Annotated in this window: 29 protein-coding genes, 2 tRNA genes and 1 pseudogene; 15 read left to right on the top strand and 17 right to left on the bottom strand. The window is 60.8% G+C overall.

All coding sequences use genetic code 11. The features are described from left to right. Positions 1 to 439 precede the first annotated feature (439 nt). Complete coding sequence (locus ACFHWW_RS23350) at positions 440 to 1,030, bottom strand: hypothetical protein (RefSeq protein ID WP_100674249.1); 591 nt, start codon at positions 1,028 to 1,030, stop codon at positions 440 to 442. An 85-nt stretch (positions 1,031 to 1,115) separates the two neighbouring features. Next, positions 1,116 to 2,570 carry a TrkH family potassium uptake protein gene (locus tag ACFHWW_RS23345; RefSeq protein WP_100674319.1) on the bottom strand — a complete coding sequence of 485 codons (1,455 nt, stop codon included), beginning with the start codon at positions 2,568 to 2,570 and terminating at the stop codon, positions 1,116 to 1,118. Positions 2,571 to 2,730: 160 nt separating this feature from the next. Between ACFHWW_RS23345 and ilvA the strand changes: the two genes are divergently transcribed. Both ilvA and ACFHWW_RS23335 read left to right on the top strand, forming a co-directional pair. Then, entirely contained in the window at positions 2,731 to 3,978 is a 1,248-nt protein-coding gene (gene ilvA, locus ACFHWW_RS23340; RefSeq protein WP_100674250.1) for a threonine ammonia-lyase, read from the top strand. A gap of 76 nt (positions 3,979 to 4,054) precedes the next feature. Next, positions 4,055 to 4,375, top strand: coding sequence for an HlyU family transcriptional regulator (locus tag ACFHWW_RS23335; protein WP_100674251.1), 321 nt, complete (start codon positions 4,055 to 4,057; stop codon positions 4,373 to 4,375). A 94-nt stretch (positions 4,376 to 4,469) separates the two neighbouring features. On the opposite strand, the gene ACFHWW_RS23330 is transcribed toward ACFHWW_RS23335, so the two are convergent. After that, positions 4,470 to 6,443 carry a bifunctional 2',3'-cyclic-nucleotide 2'-phosphodiesterase/3'-nucleotidase gene (locus ACFHWW_RS23330; protein ID WP_379941084.1) on the bottom strand — a complete coding sequence of 658 codons (1,974 nt, stop codon included), beginning with the start codon at positions 6,441 to 6,443 and terminating at the stop codon, positions 4,470 to 4,472. A gap of 119 nt (positions 6,444 to 6,562) precedes the next feature. Next, a complete protein-coding gene (locus ACFHWW_RS23325) occupies positions 6,563 to 7,024 on the bottom strand; it encodes an Lrp/AsnC family transcriptional regulator (RefSeq protein ID WP_018094938.1) in 462 nt (153 codons plus the stop codon). A 158-nt stretch (positions 7,025 to 7,182) separates the two neighbouring features. On the opposite strand from ACFHWW_RS23325, the gene ald reads away from it, so the two are divergent. Beyond that, a complete protein-coding gene (gene ald / locus ACFHWW_RS23320) occupies positions 7,183 to 8,301 on the top strand; it encodes an alanine dehydrogenase (RefSeq protein ID WP_100674253.1) in 1,119 nt (372 codons plus the stop codon). A 41-nt stretch (positions 8,302 to 8,342) separates the two neighbouring features. On the opposite strand, the gene ACFHWW_RS23315 is transcribed toward ald, so the two are convergent. From ACFHWW_RS23315 to ACFHWW_RS23295, 5 genes are all read right to left on the bottom strand, one after another. Next, a complete protein-coding gene (locus tag ACFHWW_RS23315) occupies positions 8,343 to 8,810 on the bottom strand; it encodes a DUF1203 domain-containing protein (protein ID WP_379941081.1) in 468 nt (155 codons plus the stop codon). 102 nt (positions 8,811 to 8,912) lie between these two features. After that, the gene (locus tag ACFHWW_RS23310; RefSeq protein ID WP_379941079.1) at positions 8,913 to 9,476 is read right to left on the bottom strand and encodes a GNAT family N-acetyltransferase; all 564 of its coding nucleotides are present in this window, start codon (positions 9,474 to 9,476) and stop codon (positions 8,913 to 8,915) included. 5 nt (positions 9,477 to 9,481) lie between these two features. Next, the gene (sseA, locus tag ACFHWW_RS23305) at positions 9,482 to 10,345 is read right to left on the bottom strand and encodes a 3-mercaptopyruvate sulfurtransferase (RefSeq protein WP_379941077.1); all 864 of its coding nucleotides are present in this window, start codon (positions 10,343 to 10,345) and stop codon (positions 9,482 to 9,484) included. Between the two features lie 52 nt (positions 10,346 to 10,397). Beyond that, a complete protein-coding gene (locus ACFHWW_RS23300; protein ID WP_275597947.1) occupies positions 10,398 to 11,147 on the bottom strand; it encodes an alanyl-tRNA editing protein in 750 nt (249 codons plus the stop codon). Between the two features lie 7 nt (positions 11,148 to 11,154). Continuing rightward, positions 11,155 to 12,195: a cysteine synthase A gene (locus ACFHWW_RS23295; protein ID WP_026168589.1), complete on the bottom strand. Its 1,041-nt coding sequence runs from the start codon at positions 12,193 to 12,195 to the stop codon at positions 11,155 to 11,157. A gap of 313 nt (positions 12,196 to 12,508) precedes the next feature. Between ACFHWW_RS23295 and ACFHWW_RS23290 the strand changes: the two genes are divergently transcribed. The 3 genes from ACFHWW_RS23290 to ACFHWW_RS23280 are packed head-to-tail and all read left to right on the top strand — an operon-like array spanning position 12,509 to position 13,998. Then, positions 12,509 to 13,390: an SDR family oxidoreductase gene (locus ACFHWW_RS23290; protein ID WP_275600034.1), complete on the top strand. Its 882-nt coding sequence runs from the start codon at positions 12,509 to 12,511 to the stop codon at positions 13,388 to 13,390. Positions 13,391 to 13,396: 6 nt separating this feature from the next. Further along, the gene (locus tag ACFHWW_RS23285) at positions 13,397 to 13,603 is read left to right on the top strand and encodes an AbrB/MazE/SpoVT family DNA-binding domain-containing protein (protein ID WP_379941227.1); all 207 of its coding nucleotides are present in this window, start codon (positions 13,397 to 13,399) and stop codon (positions 13,601 to 13,603) included. After that, complete coding sequence (locus tag ACFHWW_RS23280; protein ID WP_275598114.1) at positions 13,600 to 13,998, top strand: PIN domain-containing protein; 399 nt, start codon at positions 13,600 to 13,602, stop codon at positions 13,996 to 13,998. The genes ACFHWW_RS23285 and ACFHWW_RS23280 overlap by 4 nt, the downstream gene beginning before the upstream one ends. Before the next feature lie 76 nt (positions 13,999 to 14,074). Here the strand turns inward: ACFHWW_RS23280 and ACFHWW_RS23275 are convergent, their stop codons facing one another. Then, positions 14,075 to 14,401, bottom strand: a complete 327-nt coding sequence (locus ACFHWW_RS23275) for an SMR family transporter (RefSeq protein WP_379941074.1) — start codon at positions 14,399 to 14,401, stop codon at positions 14,075 to 14,077. After that, a complete protein-coding gene (locus ACFHWW_RS23270; protein WP_026168588.1) occupies positions 14,398 to 14,742 on the bottom strand; it encodes an SMR family transporter in 345 nt (114 codons plus the stop codon). The genes ACFHWW_RS23275 and ACFHWW_RS23270 overlap by 4 nt, the downstream gene beginning before the upstream one ends. A gap of 465 nt (positions 14,743 to 15,207) precedes the next feature. Here ACFHWW_RS23270 and ACFHWW_RS23265 point away from each other — a divergent pair. The 3 genes and pseudogenes from ACFHWW_RS23265 to ACFHWW_RS23255 all read left to right on the top strand — a co-directional run. Beyond that, a pseudogene (locus ACFHWW_RS23265) lies at positions 15,208 to 15,285 on the top strand (VOC family protein); the annotation flags it as partial. Positions 15,286 to 15,298: 13 nt separating this feature from the next. Beyond that, entirely contained in the window at positions 15,299 to 15,592 is a 294-nt protein-coding gene (locus ACFHWW_RS23260) for a VOC family protein (RefSeq protein WP_379941237.1), read from the top strand. 167 nt (positions 15,593 to 15,759) lie between these two features. Continuing rightward, on the top strand, positions 15,760 to 16,149 hold the full coding sequence (locus tag ACFHWW_RS23255) for a cupin domain-containing protein (protein ID WP_100674263.1): 390 nt from the start codon (positions 15,760 to 15,762) through the stop codon (positions 16,147 to 16,149). Positions 16,150 to 16,166: 17 nt separating this feature from the next. On the opposite strand, the gene ACFHWW_RS23250 is transcribed toward ACFHWW_RS23255, so the two are convergent. After that, positions 16,167 to 17,084: a LysR substrate-binding domain-containing protein gene (locus ACFHWW_RS23250; protein ID WP_379941071.1), complete on the bottom strand. Its 918-nt coding sequence runs from the start codon at positions 17,082 to 17,084 to the stop codon at positions 16,167 to 16,169. 97 nt (positions 17,085 to 17,181) lie between these two features. Between ACFHWW_RS23250 and ACFHWW_RS23245 the strand changes: the two genes are divergently transcribed. The 4 genes from ACFHWW_RS23245 (at position 17,182) to ACFHWW_RS23230 (ending at position 19,895) form a co-directional block, all read left to right on the top strand. Then, complete coding sequence (locus tag ACFHWW_RS23245) at positions 17,182 to 17,973, top strand: SDR family NAD(P)-dependent oxidoreductase (RefSeq protein ID WP_379941069.1); 792 nt, start codon at positions 17,182 to 17,184, stop codon at positions 17,971 to 17,973. Positions 17,974 to 17,986: 13 nt separating this feature from the next. Next, the gene (locus tag ACFHWW_RS23240; protein WP_379941067.1) at positions 17,987 to 18,289 is read left to right on the top strand and encodes a putative quinol monooxygenase; all 303 of its coding nucleotides are present in this window, start codon (positions 17,987 to 17,989) and stop codon (positions 18,287 to 18,289) included. A gap of 54 nt (positions 18,290 to 18,343) precedes the next feature. Further along, positions 18,344 to 19,186, top strand: coding sequence for a type 1 glutamine amidotransferase domain-containing protein (locus ACFHWW_RS23235; protein ID WP_379941065.1), 843 nt, complete (start codon positions 18,344 to 18,346; stop codon positions 19,184 to 19,186). A gap of 535 nt (positions 19,187 to 19,721) precedes the next feature. Further along, complete coding sequence (locus ACFHWW_RS23230; RefSeq protein WP_100674268.1) at positions 19,722 to 19,895, top strand: DUF3606 domain-containing protein; 174 nt, start codon at positions 19,722 to 19,724, stop codon at positions 19,893 to 19,895. 376 nt (positions 19,896 to 20,271) lie between these two features. On the opposite strand, the gene ACFHWW_RS23225 is transcribed toward ACFHWW_RS23230, so the two are convergent. Next, positions 20,272 to 20,346, bottom strand: a tRNA-Asn gene (locus ACFHWW_RS23225). Positions 20,347 to 20,488: 142 nt separating this feature from the next. Between ACFHWW_RS23225 and ACFHWW_RS23220 the strand changes: the two genes are divergently transcribed. Next, on the top strand, positions 20,489 to 20,770 hold the full coding sequence (locus tag ACFHWW_RS23220; RefSeq protein WP_100674270.1) for a hypothetical protein: 282 nt from the start codon (positions 20,489 to 20,491) through the stop codon (positions 20,768 to 20,770). Positions 20,771 to 20,817: 47 nt separating this feature from the next. Here ACFHWW_RS23220 and ACFHWW_RS23215 read toward each other — a convergent pair whose 3' ends face one another. After that, positions 20,818 to 21,165, bottom strand: coding sequence for a hypothetical protein (locus ACFHWW_RS23215; RefSeq protein ID WP_379941063.1), 348 nt, complete (start codon positions 21,163 to 21,165; stop codon positions 20,818 to 20,820). Between the two features lie 397 nt (positions 21,166 to 21,562). Between ACFHWW_RS23215 and ACFHWW_RS23210 the strand changes: the two genes are divergently transcribed. After that, positions 21,563 to 22,642, top strand: a complete 1,080-nt coding sequence (locus ACFHWW_RS23210) for a calcium-binding protein (RefSeq protein ID WP_379941061.1) — start codon at positions 21,563 to 21,565, stop codon at positions 22,640 to 22,642. Positions 22,643 to 22,688: 46 nt separating this feature from the next. On the opposite strand, the gene ACFHWW_RS23205 is transcribed toward ACFHWW_RS23210, so the two are convergent. From ACFHWW_RS23205 to ACFHWW_RS23195, 3 genes are all read right to left on the bottom strand, one after another. Further along, positions 22,689 to 22,762, bottom strand: a tRNA-Cys gene (locus ACFHWW_RS23205). A gap of 218 nt (positions 22,763 to 22,980) precedes the next feature. Beyond that, positions 22,981 to 23,697, bottom strand: a complete 717-nt coding sequence (gene lexA, locus ACFHWW_RS23200; protein ID WP_379941060.1) for a transcriptional repressor LexA — start codon at positions 23,695 to 23,697, stop codon at positions 22,981 to 22,983. A 208-nt stretch (positions 23,698 to 23,905) separates the two neighbouring features. After that, complete coding sequence (locus ACFHWW_RS23195) at positions 23,906 to 24,070, bottom strand: hypothetical protein (RefSeq protein WP_013844460.1); 165 nt, start codon at positions 24,068 to 24,070, stop codon at positions 23,906 to 23,908. Positions 24,071 to 24,414: the final 344 nt, after the last annotated feature.

Below are 24,414 nucleotides of genomic sequence, written 5' to 3'. Positions count from 1 at the left end.
TTGATGATTGGGTGGACGATGACCGCACCGCTCTTTGCCCACGCTGCGGCATTGATTCCGTCATCGGTGACGCCTCCGACTTCCCCGTGACGACGGTCAATTTCCTGACACGGATGAAACAATATTGGTTCTAGACGTCCGCTTAGGGCCGAGTTGCGCCATGGCGCGAGCAGGTTCGGATGGCTGCAATGGGGTCGAAACCGGTGTTTCGACTCCGGCTCCGGGATGGAGGGCGGTCGCGCCGAGGTCAGGGCCGGGGGCGGCCTGTTAGACGGGGTTAAAATCGGGCTATTGCCCACCAACCCGGAAACGACGCGAGACTCACCAGCGCGGGCCCCGGCAGTCCGTCCCGTCGTCCGCACCAGAACCACCAGATTCCCCACCAGCCAAGTGCTCCGCCTTCCGATTCCGGCGTGCTACTGCCTGAGACAGGCAACTCTCAAGAGCCGGAGATCTCGAACGGTTGATCGACGCTTGCGCTCCTGCCGCTGTTGGTGTCGTTGAAGCGGTAGCGCAGCACATAATTCCCGGATGGTGCCCCGGCGACGTCGATCCTCAGCGTCGCATAGATTTCCTGGTTGCGCTGATAGCCCTTGAAGGTGAAGTCGCCGAACGCCTTCTGGCTGGCGAGCACCTCTCCCTTGGGGTTCAGGATGTCGAAGTCGACCGTGAAGCGTGTCTCGAGCTTGCCCTCGTCGCTTGCTTCCTTCCAGGTAAGTCCCACGGGCTCCACATAGGATATGAGCGTTTCGCCGGCTTCGAATACCGGGTCGGGCCGGGGCTCGTACATTGCAAAGCCCGCCGGTGCTTCTGTGACGAAAACCGCCTTGCCGATGGCGAAGGGAAGGGTCTGCGAAAAGTCGCCCACGGCCTTGCGCAAGGTTTCCTGCGCGCCGGCGGCATCGCCGGAGCTCGCCTGCTGTTCGGCCTTCGCCGCAGCGTCGGCAAGCGGACCCGCCTCTGCCTGCGTGTCGGCAAGCATGACGGTGGCGTTCGTGAGGGCCGCCAGCAGGAGCAGGTATTTCGGCATCGCGCTTTTCCAGAATGCCCGATCGCTCTGAGCTTTCGGTATTTGGCACCCCAAGTCAAGGCAAGGCTGAAGCGGGCGGCGGCCGTTACTGCTTCCAGAAGATCGGAGTGAGCACGACGAGGACGGTCAGGACCTCCAGACGCCCGAGCAGCATCATCAGCGACAGCAGATAGAGCTCGGGATCCTGGAGTGTCGAGAAATTGCCCGCAGGGCCGATAAGGCTGCCGAGGCCGGGGCCGACATTGGAGAGGCACGTGATCACGGCCGACACGGCCGTGACGAGATCATAGCCAAGGGCGCCCATGACCAGGCTGCCGAAGACCCAGAGCAGGATATAGGTGATGAAGAACAGCAGGATGGCGCGCTGCACGTCCGCGTCGACCGTATTCTTCCCGTACCGGACCGCATAAATCGCATTCGGGTAGACGAGCTTGTTCAGGGCAGACCGAATGGCGTTGAAGAGCACGACGAACCTATAGGCCTTCATGCCGCCCGCCGTCGAGCCCGAACAACCGCCGATGAAGGTGCATATGAACGCGACCATCACCGCGAACGGTCCCCAAAGGCTGTAGTCTTCGCTCGCATAGCCCGTGGTCGACAGTATCGACGTGATATTGAAGAAGGCATAGGTAAGCGCCAGGTGGAACTCGACACCGTTGGCGAGCCGGTGATAGGCGGCAACCGCAACCGAGAATGCCGTGAGATAGCCCAGAAATACGATGATCTGAGGATCGCGGAGCGCGTCCAGCCGTCCGCGCACGACGAGCACGATCAGGATGGAGAAGGGCAGGCTGCAGAGCGTCATGAAGAACGTGCTGACCCAGAGCAGGGGAATGCTGGAAAAGTAGCCGAATGACGCATCGTGAGTCGAAAAGCCGCCCGTGGCGACGGTCGTCATCGCGTGGTTGATCGCGTCGAACCTGTTCATCCCGAGCATGGCGTAGCTGATCGCGCACAGCAGAGTTATCGATACGTATACGACGAGGAAGGCGCGGCCGAAGCTTGCGAGCCGGGCAAAGGGTTTGTCGCTGGTGTCGGAGGATTCCATCTTGAAGAAGGACATGCCGCCGACACGCAGATAGGGAATGATGAACAGGCCGAGAACGACGATGCCTATGCCGCCGAACCAGCTCAGGAGCGACCGCCAGAGCAGGAGGCCGGGCGGCGCGTCATCGAGCCCGACGATTACGGTCGAGCCGGTCGTCGTTACCGCCGACACGGACTCGAACAGGGCCTGGGCGAAATCCAGATTCACCGAGGAAAGCCAGAGTGGAATGGCGCCGACGATCGAAAACACGATCCACAGGATGTTCACCACCAGGAAGCCGAATTTCTTCGAGAAGGGCGGAGGACCTGCGCGTGTCGCCATGAACGTCGTCGACGAGATTGCGCCCGTCATGAAGGCCGTCACGGCGAAGACCTGCCAGTCCGCGTGGCCGTAATAGAGATCGACCAGAGCCGGAATCAGCATCGCGCCGGAGAGATAGAGCCCCAGGATCGCCGCGAGATGGACAGCATGCCGGATCAGATTCGCGTTCAAGCTCTTGATTTCCTGCAAGCGGTTTGTCGGTGGGCCGGCGATCGCCCGAAGCGGGCGCGATAGTGCCGTGCGTGACTGATTCGTGTCAAATCGATGGTCTCCGGCGCGGCAATGTGCAATAGCGACTGCAATCGGCAAACTCAACGGGTGAAGTCACGTGATGAAGCAGGATGTTGAAAAAGCGGCAGCGGCGATGCGCGAAATCTTTCCGCCGACGCCGCTTCAGCTCAACGAGCACCTGAGCGCGCGCTATGGGGCGACCGTCTTCCTGAAGCGCGAGGACCTTTCGCCGGTGCGCTCCTACAAGATCCGCGGCGCCTTCAATTTCTTCCGCAAGTCGCTCGGCTCCGGAGCGGCCGGGAAGACCTTCGTTTGCGCGTCCGCAGGCAATCACGCTCAGGGCTTTGCCTTCGTCTGCCGTCACTTCGGCGTTCCCGGCGTCGTCTTCATGCCCGTGACGACGCCCCAGCAGAAGATCGACAAGACGCGAATGTTCGGGGCCGAATTCATCACGATCCGCCTCGTCGGCGATATATTCGATCAATGCTACAAGGCGGCGCGCGAGCATGTGGAAGCGATCGGCGGCGTCATGGTGCCGCCCTTCGACCATGAGGATATCATCGAAGGCCAGGCCACGGTTGCAGCGGAGATAGCCGAACAATTGCCTGCCGGCCTCGTCGCCGATCTTGTCGTCCTGCCCGTTGGCGGGGGCGGCCTGGCCGCGGGCGTGACCGGCTATTTGGGCGACAGCCTCTCGGCCGATCGCTTTCTGTTCTGTGAACCGGAGGGGGCGCCGAGCTTCAGGCGCAGCCTGGAACTCGGCAGCGTCGTTACGCTCGACCAGGTGGACAATTTCGTCGACGGCGCGGCAGTCGCACGGATCGGCGACCTGAACTTTGCTGCGCTCCGGAGATTTTCGCCGGAGCAGGTGTTGCTGCTGCCGGAGAATGCGATCTGCCTGACGATCACCGAAATGCTGAATGTCGAGGGCGTGGTTCTCGAACCCGCCGGCGCGCTTTCAGTCACCGCACTGGAAGCGCTTGGCCGCGACAGTCTCGAAGGCAAGATCGTCGTAGCGGTCGTTTCCGGAGGCAATTTCGACTTCGAGCGTCTGCCGGACGTGAAGGAGCGGGCCATGCGCCATGCGGGGCTCAAGAAATACTTTATCCTGCGGATGGCGCAGCGCCCGGGCGCGCTTCGCGATTTCCTCGGTCTCCTGGGCGAGGAGGACGACATCGCCCGGTTCGAATATCTGAAAAAATCGGCCCGAAACTTCGGCTCCGTGCTTATCGGTATCGAGACGAAGCACGCCGAGAATTTTCCGGTCCTCAAACAGCGTTTCGATGCAGCGGGGCTGCGCTACCAGGATATCACCGAGAACGAGATGCTGGCCAACTTCGTCATTTGAGAAGGCGGCACGTGACCGGCGCCGGTTCACCAATTTTCGCTTTGACAGGGCCGGCGAGCACAGCTAACTGTGAGACATGGCATCGTTTTTCTCGAAATTATTCGGTCGCTCCGGCGGCTCTGAAACGCAGGCGCAGCCTGCGGCAGGCAAGTCCGAGAACTATGCGGATTGCGTAATCCGCGCGACGCCTCAGCGGGAGGGGTCGCAGTACCGGCTTGCCGGCAGTATCGAAAAGTCGATGCCTGACGGTGCAACGAAAGTCCGCAGCTTCATCCGGGCAGATCTCTTCACCTCCGAGCAGGACGCCATCGACTCGGCGTTGCGCAAGGGACGGCAGATCATCGACGAGCAGCGCGCGGCCCTTTTTGCCGACGACGCTCAGTCCCGGCCAGTCTGACGTCCGGTACCTGTGACGAGCACAGGGACCAGGCAATCAAACAAGCCGAGCCGGACGAGGAAAAGCATGTTCGGCTCTCCGCCCGCATCGGGAGTCAAAGCTTGATCCTGAACCGGGCGAAACCGTCGCTGCCGTCGCCTGCATCCTCGATCTTCACCGCCTTGACCTCTGCCAGGAATCGACGCGCCTTCGGGCCGCTATCGAACAGCACGCTCGTGTCCTTCTGCGGCGCAAATGTCCAGTTCGCGTCCGCAGAGGGGTTGATCGTTCCCTGTTCGACGATGTAGCGCACGATGACATCACGGTTGGTGTCGGGCGCGACGAAGACGACCTTGTCGCCGGCGATGCCCGGAAAATTGCCGCCGCCGCCGGCACGGTAGTTGTTGGTCGCTACGACAAATCTCTGCTTGGGATCTATCGGCTTGCCATCGAATTTCAGGTCGCGGATGCGGCTGGCCGCCGGGTTCGCCACGTTGCCGTCCTTGTCGTATTTCGCAGGCTGCGAGAGGTCGATCTGGTAGGTGACCCCGTCGATCACGTCGAAATTATAGGAAGGGAAGTCGCCATTGATCAGGCTTGCATCGGCTGATCCCGGCGCGATCCGGTTGAAGATGCCGGCGGACATTTCGAGCCAGTTGCGCACCTCGTCGCCGGTGATGACGACCGCCTGCACCGTATTCGGATAGAGGTAGAGGTCGGCAACGTTCTTGATGGCGATGTCGCCCGCTGGAACGTCCGTATAGTACTCGGCGCCGCCGCGCCCGCCGGCCTTGAACGGCGCCGCGGCGGAGAGGACCGGCAGGTCGCGGTGCTCGGTGTCCTTGAGCATGTCGCGGATATACCAGGTCTGGGCCTGGCTCACGATCTGCACCGACGGATCGTCCGCGACGAGCGCGAAATAGGAGTAGAGCGGTGCGGAGGTTTTGCCGACGGGGGTGCGGACATAGGCGACCGTCGCTTCGTGGTCCTTCTGCGCGGCTGCCAGCACTTCCGGCTTGTCACCGACCTCGGCGATCACCTTCTTTTCTTCCCGGCGAAAGATGGGCCGCGCCTCGCTTGTCGAACCGATCACACGCCACTCACCCCCGTCGCGTTCGAGCAGGAGATCGATGAGGCCGAGATGCGATCCCCAGAAGCCGCCCATGACGCCGGGCTTTCCGGAAATCAACCCTTTGGCATTGTCGACGCCCGGCGTTCCGTCGAACTTGGGTCCCGGAAAATCGAGGTGGCTGTGGCCGGTGACGATGGCGTCGATACCCTCGATTGCCGCCAGGGGTACGGACGCGTTTTCGAGATTTTCGGCATAGGCCTGCTGCCCTATGCCGGAATGGGACAGAGAGATGACGATGTCGGCACCTTCCTCACGCATTTGCGGCACCCAGGCTTGCGCGGTCTTGACGATGTCGCGCGCATTCGCCTTGCCTTCCAGGTTCTTGGCGTCCCAGGTCATGATCTGCGGCGGCACGAACCCGATGACGCCGATGCGGATCGGGTGTTCCTGACCGGCCCCGTCCTTCACTTTCCGATCGAGGATCACATAGGGCTTGAGGAAGAGCTTGTCCTGGCGCGGGGCGGCGGCCATGGCGCCATTGATCAGATTGGCGCAGACGATCGGAAAGTTTGCGCCGTTGATCACATTGAACATGAAGTCCAGGCCGTAATTGAACTCGTGATTGCCCAGCGTGCCGCAGTCGTAGCCGAGCACGTTCATCGCGGCGATGACCGGATGCATGTCGCCTTCCTTCATGCCGCGCTTGTAGGCGATGTAATCGCCCATCGGATTTCCCTGAAGAAAATCGCCATTGTCGACAAGGATCGCGTTCGTCGCCTCGGCGCGGATGGCGTCGACGATCGAAGCGGTGCGCGCCAGGCCGAGCGTGTCGTTCGGCTTGTCGGCATAGTAATCGTAGGGAAAGACATGGACGTGCAGGTCCGTGGTTTCCATGATCCTGAGATGCGTCTGGTTCGCAGCCGCGCGGGTCGCGAAGGGATGCAGCACGACACATGCCGACGTGGCGGCAAGACCGCCGAGCAGGGTCCGGCGCGAAATGGGATGCAAAACGGTCATCGGTGATCTCCCCTCGAAAGCGCGTTCAGATAAGCGCAACTATGGCGGAATGGCCCGGCTACGCAAAGCGGCTGATTTTTGCAGACGGGGTTACCGCCGCGTCTCGGCGGATCACGGTCTCAGATGCCGACATTGGGGCGGTCGATGACCTCGCGCAGCGAAAAACTCGAATTGATCTTTACGACATGCGGCAGCGCCGAAAGCCAGTCGCGGTGGATGCGTTCATAGTCCTCCAGATCCTTCGCTGCGACGCGCAGGATATAGTCGTATTCCCCGGACATCAGGTAACAAACGAGCACATTGGGGCAGAGCTTCACCGCGGCTTCGAACTCCGCAAGCGTCTTGGCGAACTGCCCGGAGAGCGAAATATGCACGATGACCATGATCTTGTAGTCGAGCGCCTTGTGGGCGATACGCGCATGGTAACCGGCGATCGTCCCGGACTTTTCGAGGATATCGACCCGCCGCGAACAGGCGGACGGCGAGAGGCCGACCCTCCCTGCGAGGTCGGCGTTCGAGATTCGGCCATCCTGCTGCAGAATGCGCAGAATCGAACGATCGATAGCATCCAAGCCAGCCATTCGCATCTTCTTTCGAATAGTCGTTGTTTTGCGCAATAACTCCCTAAAGCAATGCATGGATGAGCACGTCTTTGCAAGGACATTCGGAATGCCATCTGCTTTGCTGGACCCCTCATCAGCGCGGCAAAAAAGCCCACAGATAGGAGAGGAACGCAAAGATGCGTGTCGGTTGCCCGAAGGAAATCAAAAACCATGAATACCGTGTCGGCCTTACGCCCGGATCAGTACGGGAATATGTAGCCCACGGCCACGAGGTCATCGTGGAAACAAAGGCCGGGGCAGGGATCGGGGCGGATGACGACTCCTATCGCGCAGCCGGTGCGAGGATCGTACCGACAGCCAGGGAAGTCTTCGAAAAGGCGGATATGATCGTCAAGGTCAAGGAGCCGCAGCCCTCCGAATGGGCGCAACTGCGCGAAGGCCAGATTCTCTATACCTATCTTCATCTCGCACCGGACCCGGAACAGACCCAGGGACTTCTCAAGTCCGGCGTCACGGCGGTCGCCTACGAGACCGTGACGGATGAGCGCGGCGGGTTGCCGCTGCTTGCGCCGATGTCCGAGGTCGCGGGACGGCTGGCGATCCAGGCGGGCGCGACCTCGCTCCAGAAGGCAAATGGAGGCCGCGGAATCCTGCTCGGCGGCGTACCGGGCGTTCTTCCGGCCAAGGTCGCGATCATCGGTGGCGGCGTCGTCGGCCTGCATGCGGCCAAGATGGCTGCGGGTCTCGGGGCCGACGTTTCGATCCTGGACCGGTCCCTGCCGCGTCTACGCCAACTCGACGATATCTTCAACGGCCGTGTCCATACGCGCTATTCGACGATCGATGCCTTGGAAGAGGAAGTCTTCTCCGCCGACATGGTCATCGGAGCCGTGCTCATTCCCGGCGCTGCTGCGCCGAAGCTCGTCACGCGCGAAATGCTGTCCGCCATGAAAAAAGGCGCTGTCATTGTCGATGTCGCGATCGACCAGGGCGGCTGCTTCGAGACGTCGCATGCGACGACGCACTCCGAACCAACCTACGAGGTCGACGGCATCGTGCATTACTGCGTCGCGAACATGCCGGGGGCCGTGCCGATCACGTCGGCGCACGCACTCAACAATGCGACGCTCCAATACGGACTTCAGCTCGCCGACCGCGGCCTCAAGGCGATCGCCGAGGACCGGCATCTGCGCGCCGGCCTCAATGTCCACCGAGGCCGCGTAACCAATGCGGCCGTGGCCGAAGCGCTCGGCTACGACGCCCACGCTCCCGAGGCCGTCCTTCACGTCGCCTGACACGCTGAACCGCCCGGCGCCGTCAAGCGCCGGGCTCCCACTCAGGCCGCTTCGATGCGGCACTGGTAGCAGTTGTATTTTCCCGAGCGAACATGCACGAAGGCGACGTCCGGCCGTGCCAGCAATTCCTCGGCCCGCTGCTCGAGGTACTCGGCATCGACGGCCCCGCCGGTGCCGTAGACGATGCGCTCATCACTCCCGTAGCCACGCAGAAGATAGCTCTTGCTGGACGCGAGAATCGGCGGCACGGAGGCTCCGCCGTGAACCGCGCAATTTTCGGCATGCATGAAGATCGGTCCCGTTTCGGCATAGGCCTGAACCGACGAAAACGGCCGGTAGGCCAGAACGAGATAAGGCTGGCCTTCATCGACATTACGAAGACAGTGCCGGCACGGCACGCCGTCGCCGTCCGAAATGCGCCGCTCGGGCCGGTGGCCATAGGCATCCCGCCCGCCTTGCCTTAGCCGTTCCGCCTCTTCGACGGGCATTGCAACGTAATTGAGTTTCATGGCGCTTCTCCCGATTGGCTGAATTCAGGAGAAAGATGCGCACCGGCGTCAGGGAACGACACCCGATACTTGCCGAACTTAGATCTAAGATCCTGAAGCCGTTCAGAGCTTCTTCGCGAAGGTGAGAAGTTCCTCGTCGCACAGCGGCTCGACCACCGTCTCCCGCGTCGCGACCGGAGAAAAGCCGAACTGCTGGTAAAGCTGCAGCGCCCGGGGGTGATCGAGATTGTTCGTCGTGACCGTGACCTTGCGCGGGTTCATGGCCCAGGCCGCAAACAATGTCTGCAGCAAAAACCACTTACCGAGTCCCAGGCCGAGCGCGTGCTCCATGAGCCCGAAATGGGTGAGGTCGATGAGGTCATCGTCGAGTTGCCGGAATTCGAAGAAACCGGCCGGCGCACCGTCCACATAGAGGACCATGACCGTCGTTCGCTTGTCGTGGAGGATAGCCGCCAGATCGTCGTCGCTCATGCGCAGGCGCTCCGCCCAGTGCCAGCGCTTTCCGACACGCAGATAGAGAAAGCGGTAATAGGCGAGGGGAATATCCGAAACGCGCAGGATCGCCGTATGGATGTTGATCGGCATCGGCAGACTTTGCTTCGGCGGCGACGTCATTTCGAGTTCGGTCACGTGCGCCGTGATCGCGGCAGGCTTTGACCTTGGCATGGCTCTCACTCTTTACCGATTGCAACCGGAGTATCCGGCCGGCTACCCCATTCCGACCAGGAGCCATCATAAAGCGTATTGTCCTCATGTCCCAAGGATTGAAGCGCAAGCGTGATGATGGCGGCGGTAATGCCGGAGCCGCAGCTCGTGACGACCGGCTTCGTCAGATCGATGCCGGCATCCGCGAAAGTCCGGCGCAGCGCATCGAGATCCTTGAACCTGCCCTTCTCGGAGAATACGCCCGAAGGCAGGCTCCTTGCACCCGGCATATGGCCCGACCGCATGCCGGCCCGCGGTTCCGGTTCCTCTCCGGCAAAGCGCCCGGCGCTGCGCGCATCGGCAATCTGCGAGAGCCGGTGCTCGACCACATCTCTCATGCGCTCGAACGAGGTGACCGCGTTCGGGTTGAAGACTGCGTTGAAAACCCGCGGGCTGAATTTCGGGACCTCGGTCGTCGTCGGCCGGCCGTCCGCTTTCCAGCCGTCCATTCCGCCATCGAGAACGAAGACGTTTTTGGCGCCCATGATTCGGAACATCCACCAGACTCTCGGAGCGGTGAAAATCCCCGGGCCGTCGTAGACGACGATCGTGTCGTTCTCGCTGATTCCCATTGCGCCCACGGCGTCGGCGAATGCCACGGGAGAGGGCAAGGTGTGCGGCAGCGCGCTCGACCGATCGGCGATCGCGTCCTGATCGAAGAAGACCGCCCCGGGAATGTGCGCGGCGGCGTATTCGGCTTGCCCGTCGCGGTTCTGCGCCGGCAGATACCAGGAGGCATCGACTATCTTGACCGACGGATCATCGAGGCGCTGTTCAAGCCAATCCGCAGAAACGACAAAGCGGCTCTTGTTTTCGTTATCACCATCCATCGTCGTCACTCCACTGGCTTTCTCATGTGAAAGAACAATTTCCCTGCGCACACTAGACCGCAACCCCATCTTCGGGCGTCGCGAAGCGTATACGGAAGCGTCTGTTTTCCTTGCCCTTCTTCTCGATCTTGGCGATGTGGATCGCACCCACTTCCTGGGTCTCGGAAACATGCGTTCCGCCGCAGGGCTGGCTGTCGATCGATGAATTCTCGCCGATGCAGACGAGACTGACCCGGCCAAGCCCCATCGGCGGGCGGACGTTCTTCGACTTGACAATGCCCGGATTGGCGGCCAGCTCCTCGTCGGTGATCCACTGCACGTAGACCGGATGGTTCTCTTCGACGAGTTTCATCAGCGCTGCCGTGACCTCGTCCTTGTCGATCGTTTCGCTCATGTCGAAGTCCACGCGGCTTTCCTCCTCTCCCACGGCTGCGCCGGTGATCGGGAAGGGGCAGACGACCGACAGCAGATGACAGGCCGTGTGCATGCGCATCAGCCGGTAGCGGCGCGGCCAGTCGATGTGCAGCACGAGCTTCTCGCCGACCGCCGGCGTGGGCGCGCCGCCGGCAGGCATGTGAGCGATGACGTCCTTGGTCGCGCCATGCCGGGTTTCGACGATGTCGATGCGGCTGCCGTCCTCGCGCTCGAGGAAACCCGTGTCTCCCGGTTGCCCGCCGGATGTCGCATAAAAGCAGGTCTGATCCAGCTGGATGCCGCCGCCTTCCAGGATTGCCGTCACACGTGCTTCGCAGGTCGAGAGGTAAAAATCGTCTCGGAAGAGGGCGGTGACGGTTCCGGTCATGGCAATCCTATCCAGCGGGTTCGTATGGCACTGCTATGTTCGAGGTCGTCTTCAGCCAGTCCGGAACCGGCAAACCCTTGGAGGTCAGGAAGTCCGGATTGAAGAGCTTCGACTGATAGCGGTTACCATAGTCGCAGAGGATCGTCACGACCGTGTGTCCCGGCCCGAGGTCACGGGCAAGTCGCACGGCTCCGGCGATGTTGATGCCGGTCGAGCCGCCGACGCAGATACCTTCCTGTTCGATGAGATCGAACACGTAGGGTACCGCTTCAGCATCGGGAATCTGGTAGGCGAAGTCCGGCGTGAAGCCTTCGAGGTTGGCGGTGATTCGGCCCTGACCGATGCCTTCGGTGATCGAGCTGCCGCTCGACTTGAGCTCGCCATGGGCATAAAAATTGTAGAGTGCCGCCCCTTCCGGGTCGGCGATGCCGATCTTGATCGCCGCATTGCGGGCGCGCAGACCTTCCGCCACACCGGCAAGCGTGCCGCCGGAGCCGACGGCGCAGATGAAGCCGTCGACCTTGCCGTCGGTGTCTCGCCAGATTTCAGGCGCGGTCGTGTCGACATGCGCTTGCCGGTTGGCGACATTGTCGAACTGGTTTGCCCAGATGGCGCCGTTGGGCTCTGTTTCGGCGAGTTGGGCCGCCAACCGGCCGGAGATCTTCACGTAGTTGTTGGGATTCTTGTAAGGCACAGCCGGAACTTCGACCAGTTCGGCCCCAAGCAGGCGCAGCGCGTCCTTCTTTTCCTGGCTCTGGGTTTCGGGGATGACGATGACGGTGCGGTATCCGAGTGCGCTGCCCACAACGGCAAGGCCGATCCCCGTATTGCCGGCCGTACCTTCGACAATCACGCCGCCCGGTCGCAACTGCCCGGCCTTCTCGGCCTGGCGGATGATCCAGAGCGCCGCCCGGTCCTTCACGGACTGCCCGGGATTGAGGAACTCCGCTTTGCCGAGAATGTTGCAGCCGGTCGCTTCGGAAACGGCCTTTAGCCGGATCAGCGGCGTGTTGCCGATTGCTTCGAGCACGGACGGAAGAACAGGCATTTTGAAAACCTCGCGCTAGACGGAACGGGTGCCGGCATTAGCCAAGCACTAACCTCGGTCGACGGCAAGCCGATAAACATTTGGTTTCATGGGTAGGATTGCCGAAATATTGGCGTGTTTTCGGCTCACTCTGTCTTACAGGCAAGGAATAGCGTTTCGCAGCTTTCCTGTCCCGGGCAAAAAACGTCTCTGCCGTCAATCGACGGGCGGGAAGCGGAGATTGCGGGGCAGGCGCTTGCCGTCCGGAGAGGTATGGGACCGGCCGCTTATGCGGTGGCCCCGGTGAGAACCCCCGTGGACGAGCGAGGAAAAGATGACAGCCGTATTCACCGCCCGCCCCGAACATGGATTGGCCTGGGTCACCGGCGCGAGTTCCGGAATCGGTCGCGCCGTGGCGCTTCGATTGGCCGAGGAAGGCTATTCGGTGGTCGTCACGGCGCGAAGTCACGAGAAGCTGGTAGATCTTCAGCACGATGCGGCCGGAGCAGGGCGGATGATCGTTCTCGATGGAGACGTCACCGATCCGAAGGACATGGAGCGGCTCTTGGCAAAAATCGAATACGAGCACGGGCAGGTGGCACTCGCCGTGCTCAACGCCGGCGTCGTCCTGCCGGTCCGTGGCGACGACCTGCACCGAGACGCCTTCGACAGAAGCTTCGCGGTCAATCTCAACGGGGTCGTCAACTGCCTCGTTCCGCTTGTCGAACATATGAAGGCCAAGGGGCATGGACAAATCGCGATCATGTCGTCGGTGGCCGGCTATGGGGGGCTGCCGATGGGCGCCGCCTATGGTGCGAGCAAGGCGGCACTCATCAACATGGCGGAGAGCCTGAAATTCGATCTCGATCGTATCGGCATCCGCCTGCAAGTCATCTGTCCCGGCTTCGTGGATACGAAGGCCGTGCCGAAAGGCGGATTCCCGAGACCCGCGCTGGTGAGCACGGAGGAGGCGGCAGAGCGGATATGCGCGGGGCTGAAGTCTTCGCGTTTCGAGATCACCTTCCCGAAACGATTTACGTACTTGGTCAAATTGCTGCGGATCCTGCCCTATGGGCTTTATTTCGCGCTTCTCGATCGGCTGGTACCGGGGAGGGCAGCCGTCGCCGCGCCTCCGAAGAACAAGCGCTCAGGATCCGACGGACAGCCGTCAGGCGCTGTCAAGCATCAGCACCGCCCTCGACCCCTGCAATCTTGACCCTACATCCCATGCCCGGCCAAGGTCCGCGCCGATATGGGTCTTTCCGCCGGGGACCGTGTGGACTTCATCCGTATGGAGGACGGCCACTACGCCGTTGTGCCCGCTTCCCATTCGATCAAATCGCTCAAGGGGATCGTTCCTCGTCCGGACAGGCCAGTCAGTCTCGAGGATATGCAGAAAGCGATATCCGTTGGATTCACCGGCGAATGATCGGCATCGATACGAACCTGCTGGTGCGTTACCTGGCGCAGGATGATACCGCCCAGTCGCCTTTGGCTTCGCAGATCATTGACGGCTTCACATCCGAGGCGCCGGGCTACATCTCGCAGGTCGTTCTTGTCGAAACCGTCGGGGTCTTAACGCGCTCATATAAGATGCCACGCGAAGCCGTTGCTCGCGTTATTGAAACTTTGTTGCGGGCGCGTGAGATCGTGGTTGATCGAGCGGATGCCGGTTATTTGGCGCTTGCCACCTACCGGACGACGAAGGGGGACTTCTCCGATGCGCTGATCGCCCACGGCGGGCGCTTGGCAGGCTGCGCCGAAACGCTGACCTTGGACAAGCCGGCAGCCGATCATGCCGGAATGCGCCTCGTAAACCGATGATCAGCTGCTGGTGCCGGGCAGGCAGCCCGTCGCTTCGCCCCTGGAACAAGCGCTCAGGCTCAGATGGACAGCCGCGTCAGGCGGTGTGAAGCACCAGCACCGCGCCGAAAATCAGTGACAGTCCAAGCCAGCCGATCGGTTTCAGCCTCTGACCGAAGAAAAGGCGGCCGCAGATGGCCGTACCGAAGATTCCGGTTGCGCCGAGAATGGCATAGGCGATCGCCAGGTCCATGTCCTTGATCGCTTCCGCCAGGAGCGCGAAGGCCGCAAGCACCAGGACGATCGAAAGGGTACCCCAGCCGCGGCGGGCAAAGCCGTTCGACTTCGTCGAGGCGAGATTCGCTGCCACATCGAGCACACCGGCGACGACCGCGAATGCGAAGGAGAGACCCGACGCGCTCATGCGGCGGTTTCCGCGGCATCGCTCCTGCCGGCATTGAGGAGAAGTATTCCCGCGACGGCCATCGCAAGGCCCAGCATCTCGCGACCGGAAAGCGCATGGCCGAAAACGAAAACAGAGACGAGCGTGATCACGGCGACGCCCGATCCTTCCCAGACCGCATAGGCGACGCCGACCGGAATGGTCTTCACCGCTCGCGCCAGGAAGACGTAGGAGAGCGCGATCGAGGCATACATGACGATATGCCCCCAATAGGTGCCGGAGCCGGATGCCGCCTTCATCACAGTCAGGCCGACGACCTCGGTCGCGATCGCAAGGACCAGGAAAAGCCATGCGATACGCATGAGGAAACCTACGAGAAAAATCAGCCCGAAAAAATGAAAGCTGGCTCGCCGGGCAGGATGAAACCGCGAATTACGAATTCTCGATTCCACTAACCGTGTCAACGCCAAAGACGCCCGAAACCAGCTCTCAGAGAGCGAGCTGTCGCTTTGGCGAGAACGAGGTATCGTTCGAACGCGAGATCTCACCGCCGTCGGTGTTCCTCGCTGGTATCCAAGCGCCATGTGCCAGGAATGTTTGCTCGTGAAAGTCTGCTATGGCCTCTATCGCGCGACTGAACTCGAAGCGACCGTATGCGATCTTGGCAGCGACCGTTGGGGCCGGGAGCCGAATAGCGGACATTTGGCATCGCCGATGCAGCCTCATTCGTTTGTGTCACTTTCTGGATAATTGCCGAGACCACCCTCTTCGGTGTCGGAACCGAAGCAGGTCATGCGTCCTCTGGACGTCAATCAAGGAGACATTCCATGAACGCACTCAACGACAAGTCTTCCTCGGCCATTGTCGCGGTGAGCGACATCGATCGGGCGAGGCGTTTCTACAGTGATATACTGGGGCTTGAACTCAACGACGAAGGCATGGAAGGCGTGCTGGTCTACAAGACGGGGCGCGACGTATCTGGTCGTCTACAGTTCGGAATTTGCCGGCACCAACAAGGCCAATGCCGTGGTGTGGGACTGCGGACCAGACATCGACGCCATCGTTGCCGACTTGCGTTCCAAGGGTGTGACGTTCGAGCGCTATGAGATGGAGGGCGTGTCATACAAAGACGGGCTCCACGATGCGAACGGGTTCAAGATGGTCTGGTTCAAGGATCCCGACGGCAACATCCTCCATCTGAACAGCGCATGAGCGGCTTCACCGACGTAAGGAAGGGACGATCACGTAGCGCACTTGCTGCGCCAGATATCCGGAGATTGGAGCCGCGATGCAGGGCAATTCGGTCGCGGCTCTGGATAGGCCGGCTGACTTCATACTGAACTGTGACACACAGAGATGGACAATTCGCGAGAGATGACATGACGCGCAAAGATTTCGACGTCAATTCGGTCAGGCCAAGCGGAAGCGCGCCTGCTCATGCAACGCTTTTTGATCCGGGTGCTGAAGGTCCCTGGCGTGGCTCTTTGCCGGGTGACACACTCGGAGCACCGGTGACCGTGCTCGCTTACGGCACCAACCGCACTGGCGAAGGCCCACGTCTTCACGTGCATCCCTATGACGAGGTGTTTGTCGTGATCGAGGGCCGGGCCCGTTTTTTCGTTGGAGACACTGTCCTCGACGCGACTGCCGGTCAGGCTGTGTTTGGCCCGGCTGGCATCCCACACCGGTTCGAAAATCTCGGACCAGGGCGCTTACAGACTATAGACGTCCACCATTCGCCGCATTGGATCCAGACCGACCTCGACTAGACGGCCCCGCATAACACCTATCCGCCCTTCAGGAGGGGTGACTCTTCCAATGCCTCGATCATGTATTCAATGAAGGCTCGAACCCGATGCGGCAATGGTCCACCGCCGACGTAAATGGCGTGGATCAGTTCGAGATCACCTGGATTGCCGTCCTCGAGCAGAGGCACGAGCCTTCCGGCGGCGATGTCGGCGGCGACGTGAAACAGCCCGAGCCGTGCAACGCCGACTCCGGCCAGCACCATCTGCTTCATCGTCTCACCGTTGTTGACGACCAGGCTTCCGGTGACCGCCTGGGCGATCTCCCGGCCGTCCCACCGGAAGGGCCATGAGGGCCGCTCGCGGCGAAAGTTGAAGGTCAGGCAGTCATGACGCTCAAGGTCGGTGGGCGTCTGGGGCTTTCCTTTGCGTTCCAGGTACGAAGGCGCGGCGCACACCACTCGTCTGCTCTGACCGAGCTTTCGCGCGATCAGGCCGCTGTCCGGCAGGTTGCCCATGCGAATGGCGACGTCGGTCTTTTCCGCGACGAGATCGACGATACCGTCTGCGAAGCTGAGATCGACGATCAAATCGGGGTTCCGCGCGATGAAGGCGGGCATCGCCGGCGCCACGAACATGGTGCCGAACGGAATGGTGGCGTTCACCCGAAGCCGGCCACGAACGGCGCCGCCCGACGCTTCCTGATCAGCATCGTTCAGAGCCTGCAAGATCTTGAGCGCGGCGTGATGATAAGCCTCGCCTTCTTCGGTCAGCGTTAGCGCGCGGGTCGTGCGCATCAGAAGGCGCGTGCCAAGTCTTGCCTCCAGACGCGCGATCAGCTTGCTGACTGCCGATGGCGTGATGTCGAGGCTGCGCGCGGCTGCCGAGAAGCCGCCCTCCTGCACCACTCGCGCAAACACCTCCATCTCGCCAGAGCGTTCCATCAAAATGCGCGGCACTGATGATCTCCATTCACAGGTGCATGTCCAGTGGCGGCAATAGTTCCTCAGGCTCTCAGATCATAGATTGCGTTCGGACACAATCAGGAGCCACGTCATGGATTTGCAACTGACCGATAAAACCGCGCTCGTTACCGGCGCCACCGCTGGTATCGGGCTCGAAATCGCCCGCGCGCTCGCCCGCGAAGGCGCGAATGTGATCATCACCGGCCGCGACCGGCCGAAGCTCGACAAAGCCATCACCGACATCAAGACCTCCGGCGGGGAATCCGTTGCCGGCATTCTCGCAGACGCTGCCACCGCTGATGGCGCAGCGACCATCGCCAACGCCGCGCCGTCGGTCGACATCCTGGTCAATAATCTTGGCATTTACGAAAGCAAGGACTTCGGCGCCATCACCGACACTGACTGGAACCATCTCTTCGAGGTGAACGTGATGAGCGGCGTACGCCTGTCGCGCGCTTACCTGCCTGGCATGCTGGAGCAGAACTGGGGTCGGATCATCTTCATCTCAAGCGAGTCCGGCCTCGCCATTCCGCCCGACATGATCCACTACGCGACCACCAAGACGGCGCAACTCTCCGTCTCGCGCGGCTTGGCGCAACTGACGCGCGGCACCAACGTCACGGTGAACGCGGTGCTGCCGGGGCCGACCCGTTCGGAAGGCATCGAGACCTTCCTGCGCAGCCAGGCGACCGATCCTTCCGCTCCGATCAAAGAGATCGAAGCCGAATTCTTCGCCACTGCGCGCTCCGCTTCGATCCTGCAGCGGATGGTGGAGGCAGAAGAAGTGGCAAACCTCATCACCTATCTCGCCAGCCCGCGTTCGTCGGCCACCAACGGCGCAGCACTGCGCGCCGAGGGCGGCCTGGTCAATACGATTGCCTGAGAGAGCGCGTCCGATGTCAAACTCTCCGCTCACCATCATTGCCATGACTACCGCCAAAGCCGGCAAGGAGGCGGCCCTTGGGGCTGTCCAGGAAAAGCTCGTCGCCGAGACTCTCATGGAGGACGGCTGCCTGCGCTACGAACTGCACCAGTCCCTCGATGACGGCCGCATTCGCATCTTCGTCGAAAGCTGGGAGAGCGAAGCACAATGGCGGGCCCACCTGGAAGGCGCTGCCATGCAGCGGTTTCTGGCCAGCGGCGTCGGCGACTATTTCGCCGATTTCTCGCTGCATCGGCTGGCGAAGATCGCCGGCTGACACAGCCGCAACACACTCCTCACAACGCAATTTTCAAGCATTCGGAGACAGACGATGAAATACCTGCGTCGCCTCGCCATCACCCTTGCCCTCGGTTTCAGCGCCGCCAGCGCCCATGCAGCAAACGTGCTGGTGGTTCTTTCCGATTCAGACCATCTCGACCTGAAGGACGGCAAGGTATTCCAGACCGGCTTTTACCTCAACGAACTGATGCAGCCGGTCGAGGCGCTGCTCGATGCCGGTCACGAGATCACCTTCGCCACCCCCAAGGGCACGGCGCCGTCCATCGACAAGACCTCTATCGACAAGATGTATTTCGGCGGAGACGAAGCTGCGATGAAGGCGAGCGAAGCGCAGCTTGAGGAAATCGGCTTGCTGTCTGACACTGCCTCGCCCGTAATCAGCCTCGCGCGGGTCGAGCAGATCGGCTACGACCATTTCGACGCGGTCTACGTCCCTGGCGGCCATGCCCCGATGCAGGATCTTCTTGTCAGCCCTGAGCTCGGCAAGTTGCTGACGCATTTCCATGAACAGGGCAAGACGACCGCGCTCGCCTGCCATGGCCCCATCGCGCTCATCTCGACCCTGCGGGACCCGAAGGCTTTCACCACACAGCTGGAAACCGAAGGCGCAGCGAAAGCAGACCGTGAATGGATCTATGCCGGCTACAACCTCACTGTGATCAGCAATGAGGAAGAGGAACTGGCAAAGGGATTGCTCGGCGGCGGCGCGATGAAGTTCTATCCGCAGGATGCTCTCACGCAAGCAGGTGCTCGCTATAGTCAGTCCGATGCGCCCTTCAGCGCGCATGTCGTCACCGATCGGGAACTGATCACGGGCCAAAATCCGGCCTCGGCCCCCGCCGTGGCGCAGGAACTCCTCAAGCGCTTGAAGTAAGAGGCGACATGTCCGGCCAGCACGAGGCCAGCCGGCGAGACCGCGCTCAGTTGCGGCGTTGATGCGGGGCTCTTCGAATGCAAAAGCCCGGCGCAGCAGGAATGCCGCGCCGGACCTCGAGTTGAATTGAGCAAAGAGGAAATCTGAAGCTGAGAACATCGAGGCACTGATTGAGCCGTGGACGTCCCTGATACGGTGAAATCCTTACCGGTCGACGGCGCGCCCCGGACTATGACATCACCTAGAAACGCGTCATAAGCCCGCCCTTGCCGAAGCGTGATCCGCTCCTATTCTTCATCCAAGTACATGGAGAAAAAGAGTGGCAGATAATGACAAGGAGCCGGATCGTAACCGCGATCTCGTTTCCACTGAGGGGCATGGGGTCGCAAGTGATGAGAAAAGTGCAGCCTATAGGAGAAGGATGGTACAGGAGGCCCTCCGTGAAGGAAACCCTGCCGGGGTGAAAGCGAAGGACTATCTCAGCAATAGATGGTTGTCGGGCGGCTCGTGGTAGACCGTCGATGAAGAGGAAAGCATGGCAGATAATCCGAAGAAGAAAGGCCGCGACCGCGAGCTCGTTTCCGAACAGGAGCACGAGGTGGCCTACCTCATGAGAACGGCGAAGGTGACGCGGCAGAAGGCGTTGAAGGCGATCCGTGAAGCTGGGCCGAACCGCGAAAAAGTGATGGAATATCTCGGCAAGAAATAACGCTCAAAAGAGCGTCGCCTGCTGGACCTCCTTTGTCTCCGGCTCAAAGGGAGACCGCATTCCGCCTTTCGTGGCGTTCGTCTCCTGATCCGCGCCTTCTCCCATGCCGCGTGATAGTTCGTGTGCAACTCGGCACGCGGCGATAATAGCGATAGATGCCGCTTGCGGCGTTTCTCATTGCGTAACGCGCAATAGCTTCGGACCCTATGAATTCCCCGTTTGCCGGCCTGTGTGGTCCGAAAAGCAGCCAAAATGTAACCAAAAAGCAAGCCAGCACCGAACCCTTGGAGGCTTGGTGCATTTGCCATGATCGGTTAAGCGCTTGAAAATACTCAAAGAAAAAGCCCCGCACCGCGAGGTGCAGGGCTTTGGAAACTGGCTCCCCGGGCCGGATTCGAACCGGCGACCTATCGATTAACAGTCGAGTGCTCTACCGCTGAGCTACCAGGGATCATCTGCGCCGCAGAAGTGAGGCTGCTAATACAAATGCTTTTCCGATTTGCCAAGCGGTTTTTCAAAAAAAATGTCGGTAGGCGGTTGCCGCCCTGTGGAGAAGGCACCAACTGTGGGGTCATTGGTACGGAAGAAGAGTGATGGCGAAGAAGCATTTTGGCATCGATCCCAAGACGCGTGAGATTGTGCTCGGCAAATGGCGGATGAGCCTGCCCAATTCGCCGGCATTGCGCGTGCTCATCGGCGTTCTGCTCGTCTTCGGCGGTCTGCTCGGTTTTCTGCCCATCCTGGGCTTCTGGATGGTTCCTCTGGGCCTGCTCGTGCTTTCGCACGATATTCCCTCGATGCGCCGACGGCGGCGCAAGCTGGCCGTATGGTGGGCCCGATGGCGCAGCAAGCCGAACTCGTCCGGCAGGTCCTGAGAGGTGGGCCTTGCCAAGAGTCCCGCCAGCATCCGGATGCACGCATTTCAGTCGTCGGAATTGCGCGGCTTTCGACGCCGTTTGGGCAGGAGGGCGACAATGACGCAGGCGAGGACCAAAGCGACGGGCCAGAAATCGGTCGCCTGATCCCAACTCCACCTCCACATTTCATAGCCCTCCAGGTGAGGCGGCAGCAGCTTTGCGCTGATCTCGAAATCACGTTTCTCGCGGCCGTGAAAGTGTCCGATGGCGAAGGCGAGGCCGATGATCAGCGCCAGCCTTCTCGGCGCAATCGCCACGAACAGGAGGGCGACGACTGCTGCAATACAGAAGCCCTCGACCACATGCCCGAGCCAATCGAAGTGGCGCTGAATGTAGCCCCAAGGAATATCCATCACGTCGCGCTTCGAGTGCCGCCCTCCCGATGAGGCCGGCCGACGGACCGCTATATCACAACCGCCGATCACGAGACCACACGATCCTCGAGGTTTCGCCCTTCGCGGACGTCTTCGGGAGCGTGGGCGAGCTCGTCCTTCTTCCAGTATCCGGACGCTGAGTGTCGCCGCAAAGTACAACTTGTAGTTAATCCAAAGTGGTCAATAGACAGGAACATCACGTTCGGCAACATTGGAGCGCTTTCAGGAAAAGGGTGTAACGGTCTTCCGTAGGAAGTCGGTATTTTCATAGCGTTAGCTCGTCACTCCGACGGAGCCCGACGAAGTCGGCGCCGCGAAGGCCGTCCGGGTTTCCCAAGACGAGCATCGCCTACTTTACAGCACTGTGGAGAGAAAAATGGCGCATCTGATCGGTGGCATCGCCCCTTGGCTCGGGCTGGACAACCACATCTTCGGAACGAACGATCCGGATATTATCTTCGGAGACCCGTTCACGACCGGCAATAGCCTAGGAGTCTCCGAAATCGGCGGCTTCCTGTCTTCGGGGCAGGGTGGCCGCGACAGCCTTGACGGCCTTGGGGGCAACGACACGCTCTTCGGCGACGCTTGGACGATCTCCAATCAGGGGCGTGGTGGCGACGACCAGCTCGACGGCGGCGCCGGCGACGACACGCTGTACGGCGATGCCTTCCAGATCGATGCGATTGATTCCGCTATCGTCGCCGGAGGGAATGATCGTCTCTCGGGCGGCAAAGGCAACGATACACTCTATGGCGATGGCTACGATTGCCTCAGCGGACGTGGTGGAGACGACTGGCTCGACGGCGGCGCCGGAGACGACAGTCTCTCGGGCGACGCTTTCTCCCTGGGCGATTTTTTCGTTGGCGGGAACGATCGACTCCAGGGCGGAGAGGGCCATGACAAACTCTACGGCGATGGCCTCGACCAGGGCGTCGTGGAATCCGGCATTGGCGGCAACGACCACCTCTATGGTGGTTCGGGCAATGACTTTCTCGTTGGAGACATTCTTTTCTCACGTGGCGGCAGTGGCGGCGACGACCTGCTCGACGGAGGCAAAGGCAATGATGTCCTGTATGGCGATGCAGAGGTCGGCGTGGACACCGCGGGTGGGAACGACCTCTTGATCGGCGGCACCGGTAACGATCAGCTCTGGGGTGATGGTCGACTGACCGCAGGCTTCGCGGTCGAGACCGGTGCCGATCAGTTCCTGTTTTCACGAAACAGTGGTCGGGATGAGATCTTCGACTTCGAATTGGACAAGGACGTCATCCAAATCGCTGGCTATGGCTACGACGACTTCGCTGATTTTTTGCCCAACATCGGCAACGATGCTGACGGGAACGCTGTCCTGCAGTTGAATGGCACGGTCGATCAGGTCACTCTGATCGGCATCCACGCTGCCGACCTCAGCGCTGCCAACTTCGTCTTTGCGGGCGCGGAGTTCGCCTTCGTCTGACGCAGGTAAGATTTGTCGGTAACAAAGCTGAATAGGGGTGGTTTTTTGGAGGCCTCGCCCGGAATTGAACCGGGGTACAAGGATTTGCAGTCCTCTGCGTCACCACTCCGCCACGAGGCCTCTACGATTTGCGATTTTCAAATCGTGGCGCGGATTTAGAATGATTGCCCGCAATCCGCAAGAGGGTACATTTGGAATAGGGTCTTTTTTATTCTGTATAAATATGGCTTCGGTTCTGTGGAGGCGTGGCCATAGCGCCCCAAGGCGCAATGCGCCCACTTCTAACGCTTTGAAATTGCGTACTTCCGTGGGAAACGCCTGCACACCTCGTCGGGAGGCTAGTGGTACCGCCGGATGAGGCCGACAAGCCTGCCTTGGATCTTGACCCGATCCGGACCGAATATCCGTGTCTCGTAAGCCGGATTGGCGGCTTCGAGCGCAATAGAGGCGCCCTTGCGACGGAAACGCTTCAGAGTTGCTTCCTCGTCGTCGATCAGGGCGACGACGATATCCCCGGGGGTGGCAGTGCTTCCGTTCCGGATGATCACCGTATCGCCATCGAGGATGCCGGCCTCGATCATCGAATCACCCTTGATCTCGAGAGCGTAGTGCTCGCCGCTGCCGATCATTTCGACCGGTACGGAAATATCGTGCATGTTGTTCTGGATTGCGGAAATCGGCACGCCGGCGGCAATGCGGCCCATGACCGGGACAGCGACCGACGCGATCTCGGCCGGGGGCGCTGGTTTCGGTGCGGGGGGCGGGGCCGCAGGCTTGCCCAGACTGCCTTCGATCACGCTCGGCGAAAAGCCGCGGCGGACCTGCGAAGCGCCGGCATATGCCTCCGGCAGCTTGATGACTTCGAGGGCCCGCGCGCGATTCGGTAGCCGGCGAATGAACCCGCGCTCTTCGAGTGCGGTGATCAGACGATGGATGCCCGATTTGGAGGCAAGGTCCAGGGCATCTTTCATCTCGTCGAAGGACGGCGGAACCCCGGATTCCTTCATTCGTTCATGAATGAACAGAAGCAATTCCTGTTGCTTGCGGGTCAGCATGGCGTCACTCCAGAATCGCGAAACAAATCAAGAACAGAACCTATCTGTTCCATATGTGTTCCGCAAGTGCCTAAAATTCCGTGAATACCGCTTGCTGCTGAATGCCTGTCCGCTTTCCATCCGGCGTGCGATGGCGATCGCTCGGAATCTGGGGGCAGGGGCGTACGCTCACTTACAGCGGCCGGCCCAGTCGCTCGCCTACGCCATGCTAATAGGCAAGCCGCAGTCCGCCCGGCGTAAGAACGTCGAATTCAGGCTCGGGATAGGGCCCGTACCACTGGGTATAGGTCGTGTTGGTCGAGCCTGTGCTGGCGCACCCCGAAAGGGCGAAGAGGGAAAAAATTACGGCTGCCACCAAAGATTTAACAGGCATGTTTTTCTCCACTCGCGGGAGTTGCCCAGACCTCGAACGGGTCAGACTAAAACTTTCTCTCAAATCAGCTTTTTTGGCAAGCGCAGCCGAGCCTCGGCATCGACCGAGCCCTGGCAGCCTGACGTCCGGCATCGGTCGAAGTTGCCCCAGGTAAGTTCTGTCACCTAGGTCTCCGGGCTGAACAAAAGAGGGGAATGGTGGACCGAACGGGAGAAAGTACGAACCAACTATGGCTGGCGGTCGTTGAAATGTCGTCGTGGGTGGACGTCTTAAAACACACGAGCCTACGTTAGGATCATTCGCGGCTCCGGCAAACGCCCCGGCCTCGCCGATAGTGCCGAAGC

Origin of the sequence: Sinorhizobium sp. P24N7 (genome assembly GCF_042436655.1) — a bacterium.
Classification (GTDB): Bacteria; Pseudomonadota; Alphaproteobacteria; order Rhizobiales; family Rhizobiaceae; genus Sinorhizobium; species Sinorhizobium meliloti_A.
The sequence above is the reverse complement of the archived record's forward strand: the minus strand, read 5'-3'. Positions and strand labels throughout refer to the sequence as shown.

What these genes read in the sequence shown, in the direction of transcription:
- ACFHWW_RS23290 (WP_275600034.1), top strand. Translation starts at nt 12,509, where the DNA reads ATGACAGCCGTATTCACCGCCCGCCCCGAACATGGATTGGCCTGGGTC.
- ACFHWW_RS23295 (WP_026168589.1), bottom strand. Translation starts at nt 12,195, where the DNA reads ATGCCTGTTCTTCCGTCCGTGCTCGAAGCAATCGGCAACACGCCGCTG.
- ACFHWW_RS23275 (WP_379941074.1), bottom strand. Translation starts at nt 14,401, where the DNA reads ATGAGCGCGTCGGGTCTCTCCTTCGCATTCGCGGTCGTCGCCGGTGTG.
- ACFHWW_RS23350 (WP_100674249.1), bottom strand. Translation starts at nt 1,030, where the DNA reads ATGCCGAAATACCTGCTCCTGCTGGCGGCCCTCACGAACGCCACCGTC.
- ACFHWW_RS23300 (WP_275597947.1), bottom strand. Translation starts at nt 11,147, where the DNA reads ATGACCGGAACCGTCACCGCCCTCTTCCGAGACGATTTTTACCTCTCG.
- ACFHWW_RS23195 (WP_013844460.1), bottom strand. Translation starts at nt 24,070, where the DNA reads ATGCCTGTTAAATCTTTGGTGGCAGCCGTAATTTTTTCCCTCTTCGCC.
- ald (WP_100674253.1), top strand. Translation starts at nt 7,183, where the DNA reads ATGCGTGTCGGTTGCCCGAAGGAAATCAAAAACCATGAATACCGTGTC.
- ACFHWW_RS23230 (WP_100674268.1), top strand. Translation starts at nt 19,722, where the DNA reads ATGGCAGATAATCCGAAGAAGAAAGGCCGCGACCGCGAGCTCGTTTCC.
- ACFHWW_RS23240 (WP_379941067.1), top strand. Translation starts at nt 17,987, where the DNA reads ATGTCAAACTCTCCGCTCACCATCATTGCCATGACTACCGCCAAAGCC.
- ACFHWW_RS23255 (WP_100674263.1), top strand. Translation starts at nt 15,760, where the DNA reads ATGACGCGCAAAGATTTCGACGTCAATTCGGTCAGGCCAAGCGGAAGC.
- ACFHWW_RS23280 (WP_275598114.1), top strand. Translation starts at nt 13,600, where the DNA reads ATGATCGGCATCGATACGAACCTGCTGGTGCGTTACCTGGCGCAGGAT.
- ACFHWW_RS23310 (WP_379941079.1), bottom strand. Translation starts at nt 9,476, where the DNA reads ATGCCAAGGTCAAAGCCTGCCGCGATCACGGCGCACGTGACCGAACTC.
- ACFHWW_RS23220 (WP_100674270.1), top strand. Translation starts at nt 20,489, where the DNA reads ATGGCGAAGAAGCATTTTGGCATCGATCCCAAGACGCGTGAGATTGTG.
- ACFHWW_RS23325 (WP_018094938.1), bottom strand. Translation starts at nt 7,024, where the DNA reads ATGGCTGGCTTGGATGCTATCGATCGTTCGATTCTGCGCATTCTGCAG.
- ACFHWW_RS23335 (WP_100674251.1), top strand. Translation starts at nt 4,055, where the DNA reads ATGGCATCGTTTTTCTCGAAATTATTCGGTCGCTCCGGCGGCTCTGAA.
- ACFHWW_RS23270 (WP_026168588.1), bottom strand. Translation starts at nt 14,742, where the DNA reads ATGCGTATCGCATGGCTTTTCCTGGTCCTTGCGATCGCGACCGAGGTC.
- ACFHWW_RS23330 (WP_379941084.1), bottom strand. Translation starts at nt 6,443, where the DNA reads ATGACCGTTTTGCATCCCATTTCGCGCCGGACCCTGCTCGGCGGTCTT.
- sseA (WP_379941077.1), bottom strand. Translation starts at nt 10,345, where the DNA reads ATGGATGGTGATAACGAAAACAAGAGCCGCTTTGTCGTTTCTGCGGAT.
- ACFHWW_RS23235 (WP_379941065.1), top strand. Translation starts at nt 18,344, where the DNA reads ATGAAATACCTGCGTCGCCTCGCCATCACCCTTGCCCTCGGTTTCAGC.
- ACFHWW_RS23315 (WP_379941081.1), bottom strand. Translation starts at nt 8,810, where the DNA reads ATGAAACTCAATTACGTTGCAATGCCCGTCGAAGAGGCGGAACGGCTA.
- ACFHWW_RS23245 (WP_379941069.1), top strand. Translation starts at nt 17,182, where the DNA reads ATGGATTTGCAACTGACCGATAAAACCGCGCTCGTTACCGGCGCCACC.
- ACFHWW_RS23210 (WP_379941061.1), top strand. Translation starts at nt 21,563, where the DNA reads ATGGCGCATCTGATCGGTGGCATCGCCCCTTGGCTCGGGCTGGACAAC.
- ACFHWW_RS23215 (WP_379941063.1), bottom strand. Translation starts at nt 21,165, where the DNA reads ATGGATATTCCTTGGGGCTACATTCAGCGCCACTTCGATTGGCTCGGG.
- lexA (WP_379941060.1), bottom strand. Translation starts at nt 23,697, where the DNA reads ATGCTGACCCGCAAGCAACAGGAATTGCTTCTGTTCATTCATGAACGA.
- ilvA (WP_100674250.1), top strand. Translation starts at nt 2,731, where the DNA reads ATGAAGCAGGATGTTGAAAAAGCGGCAGCGGCGATGCGCGAAATCTTT.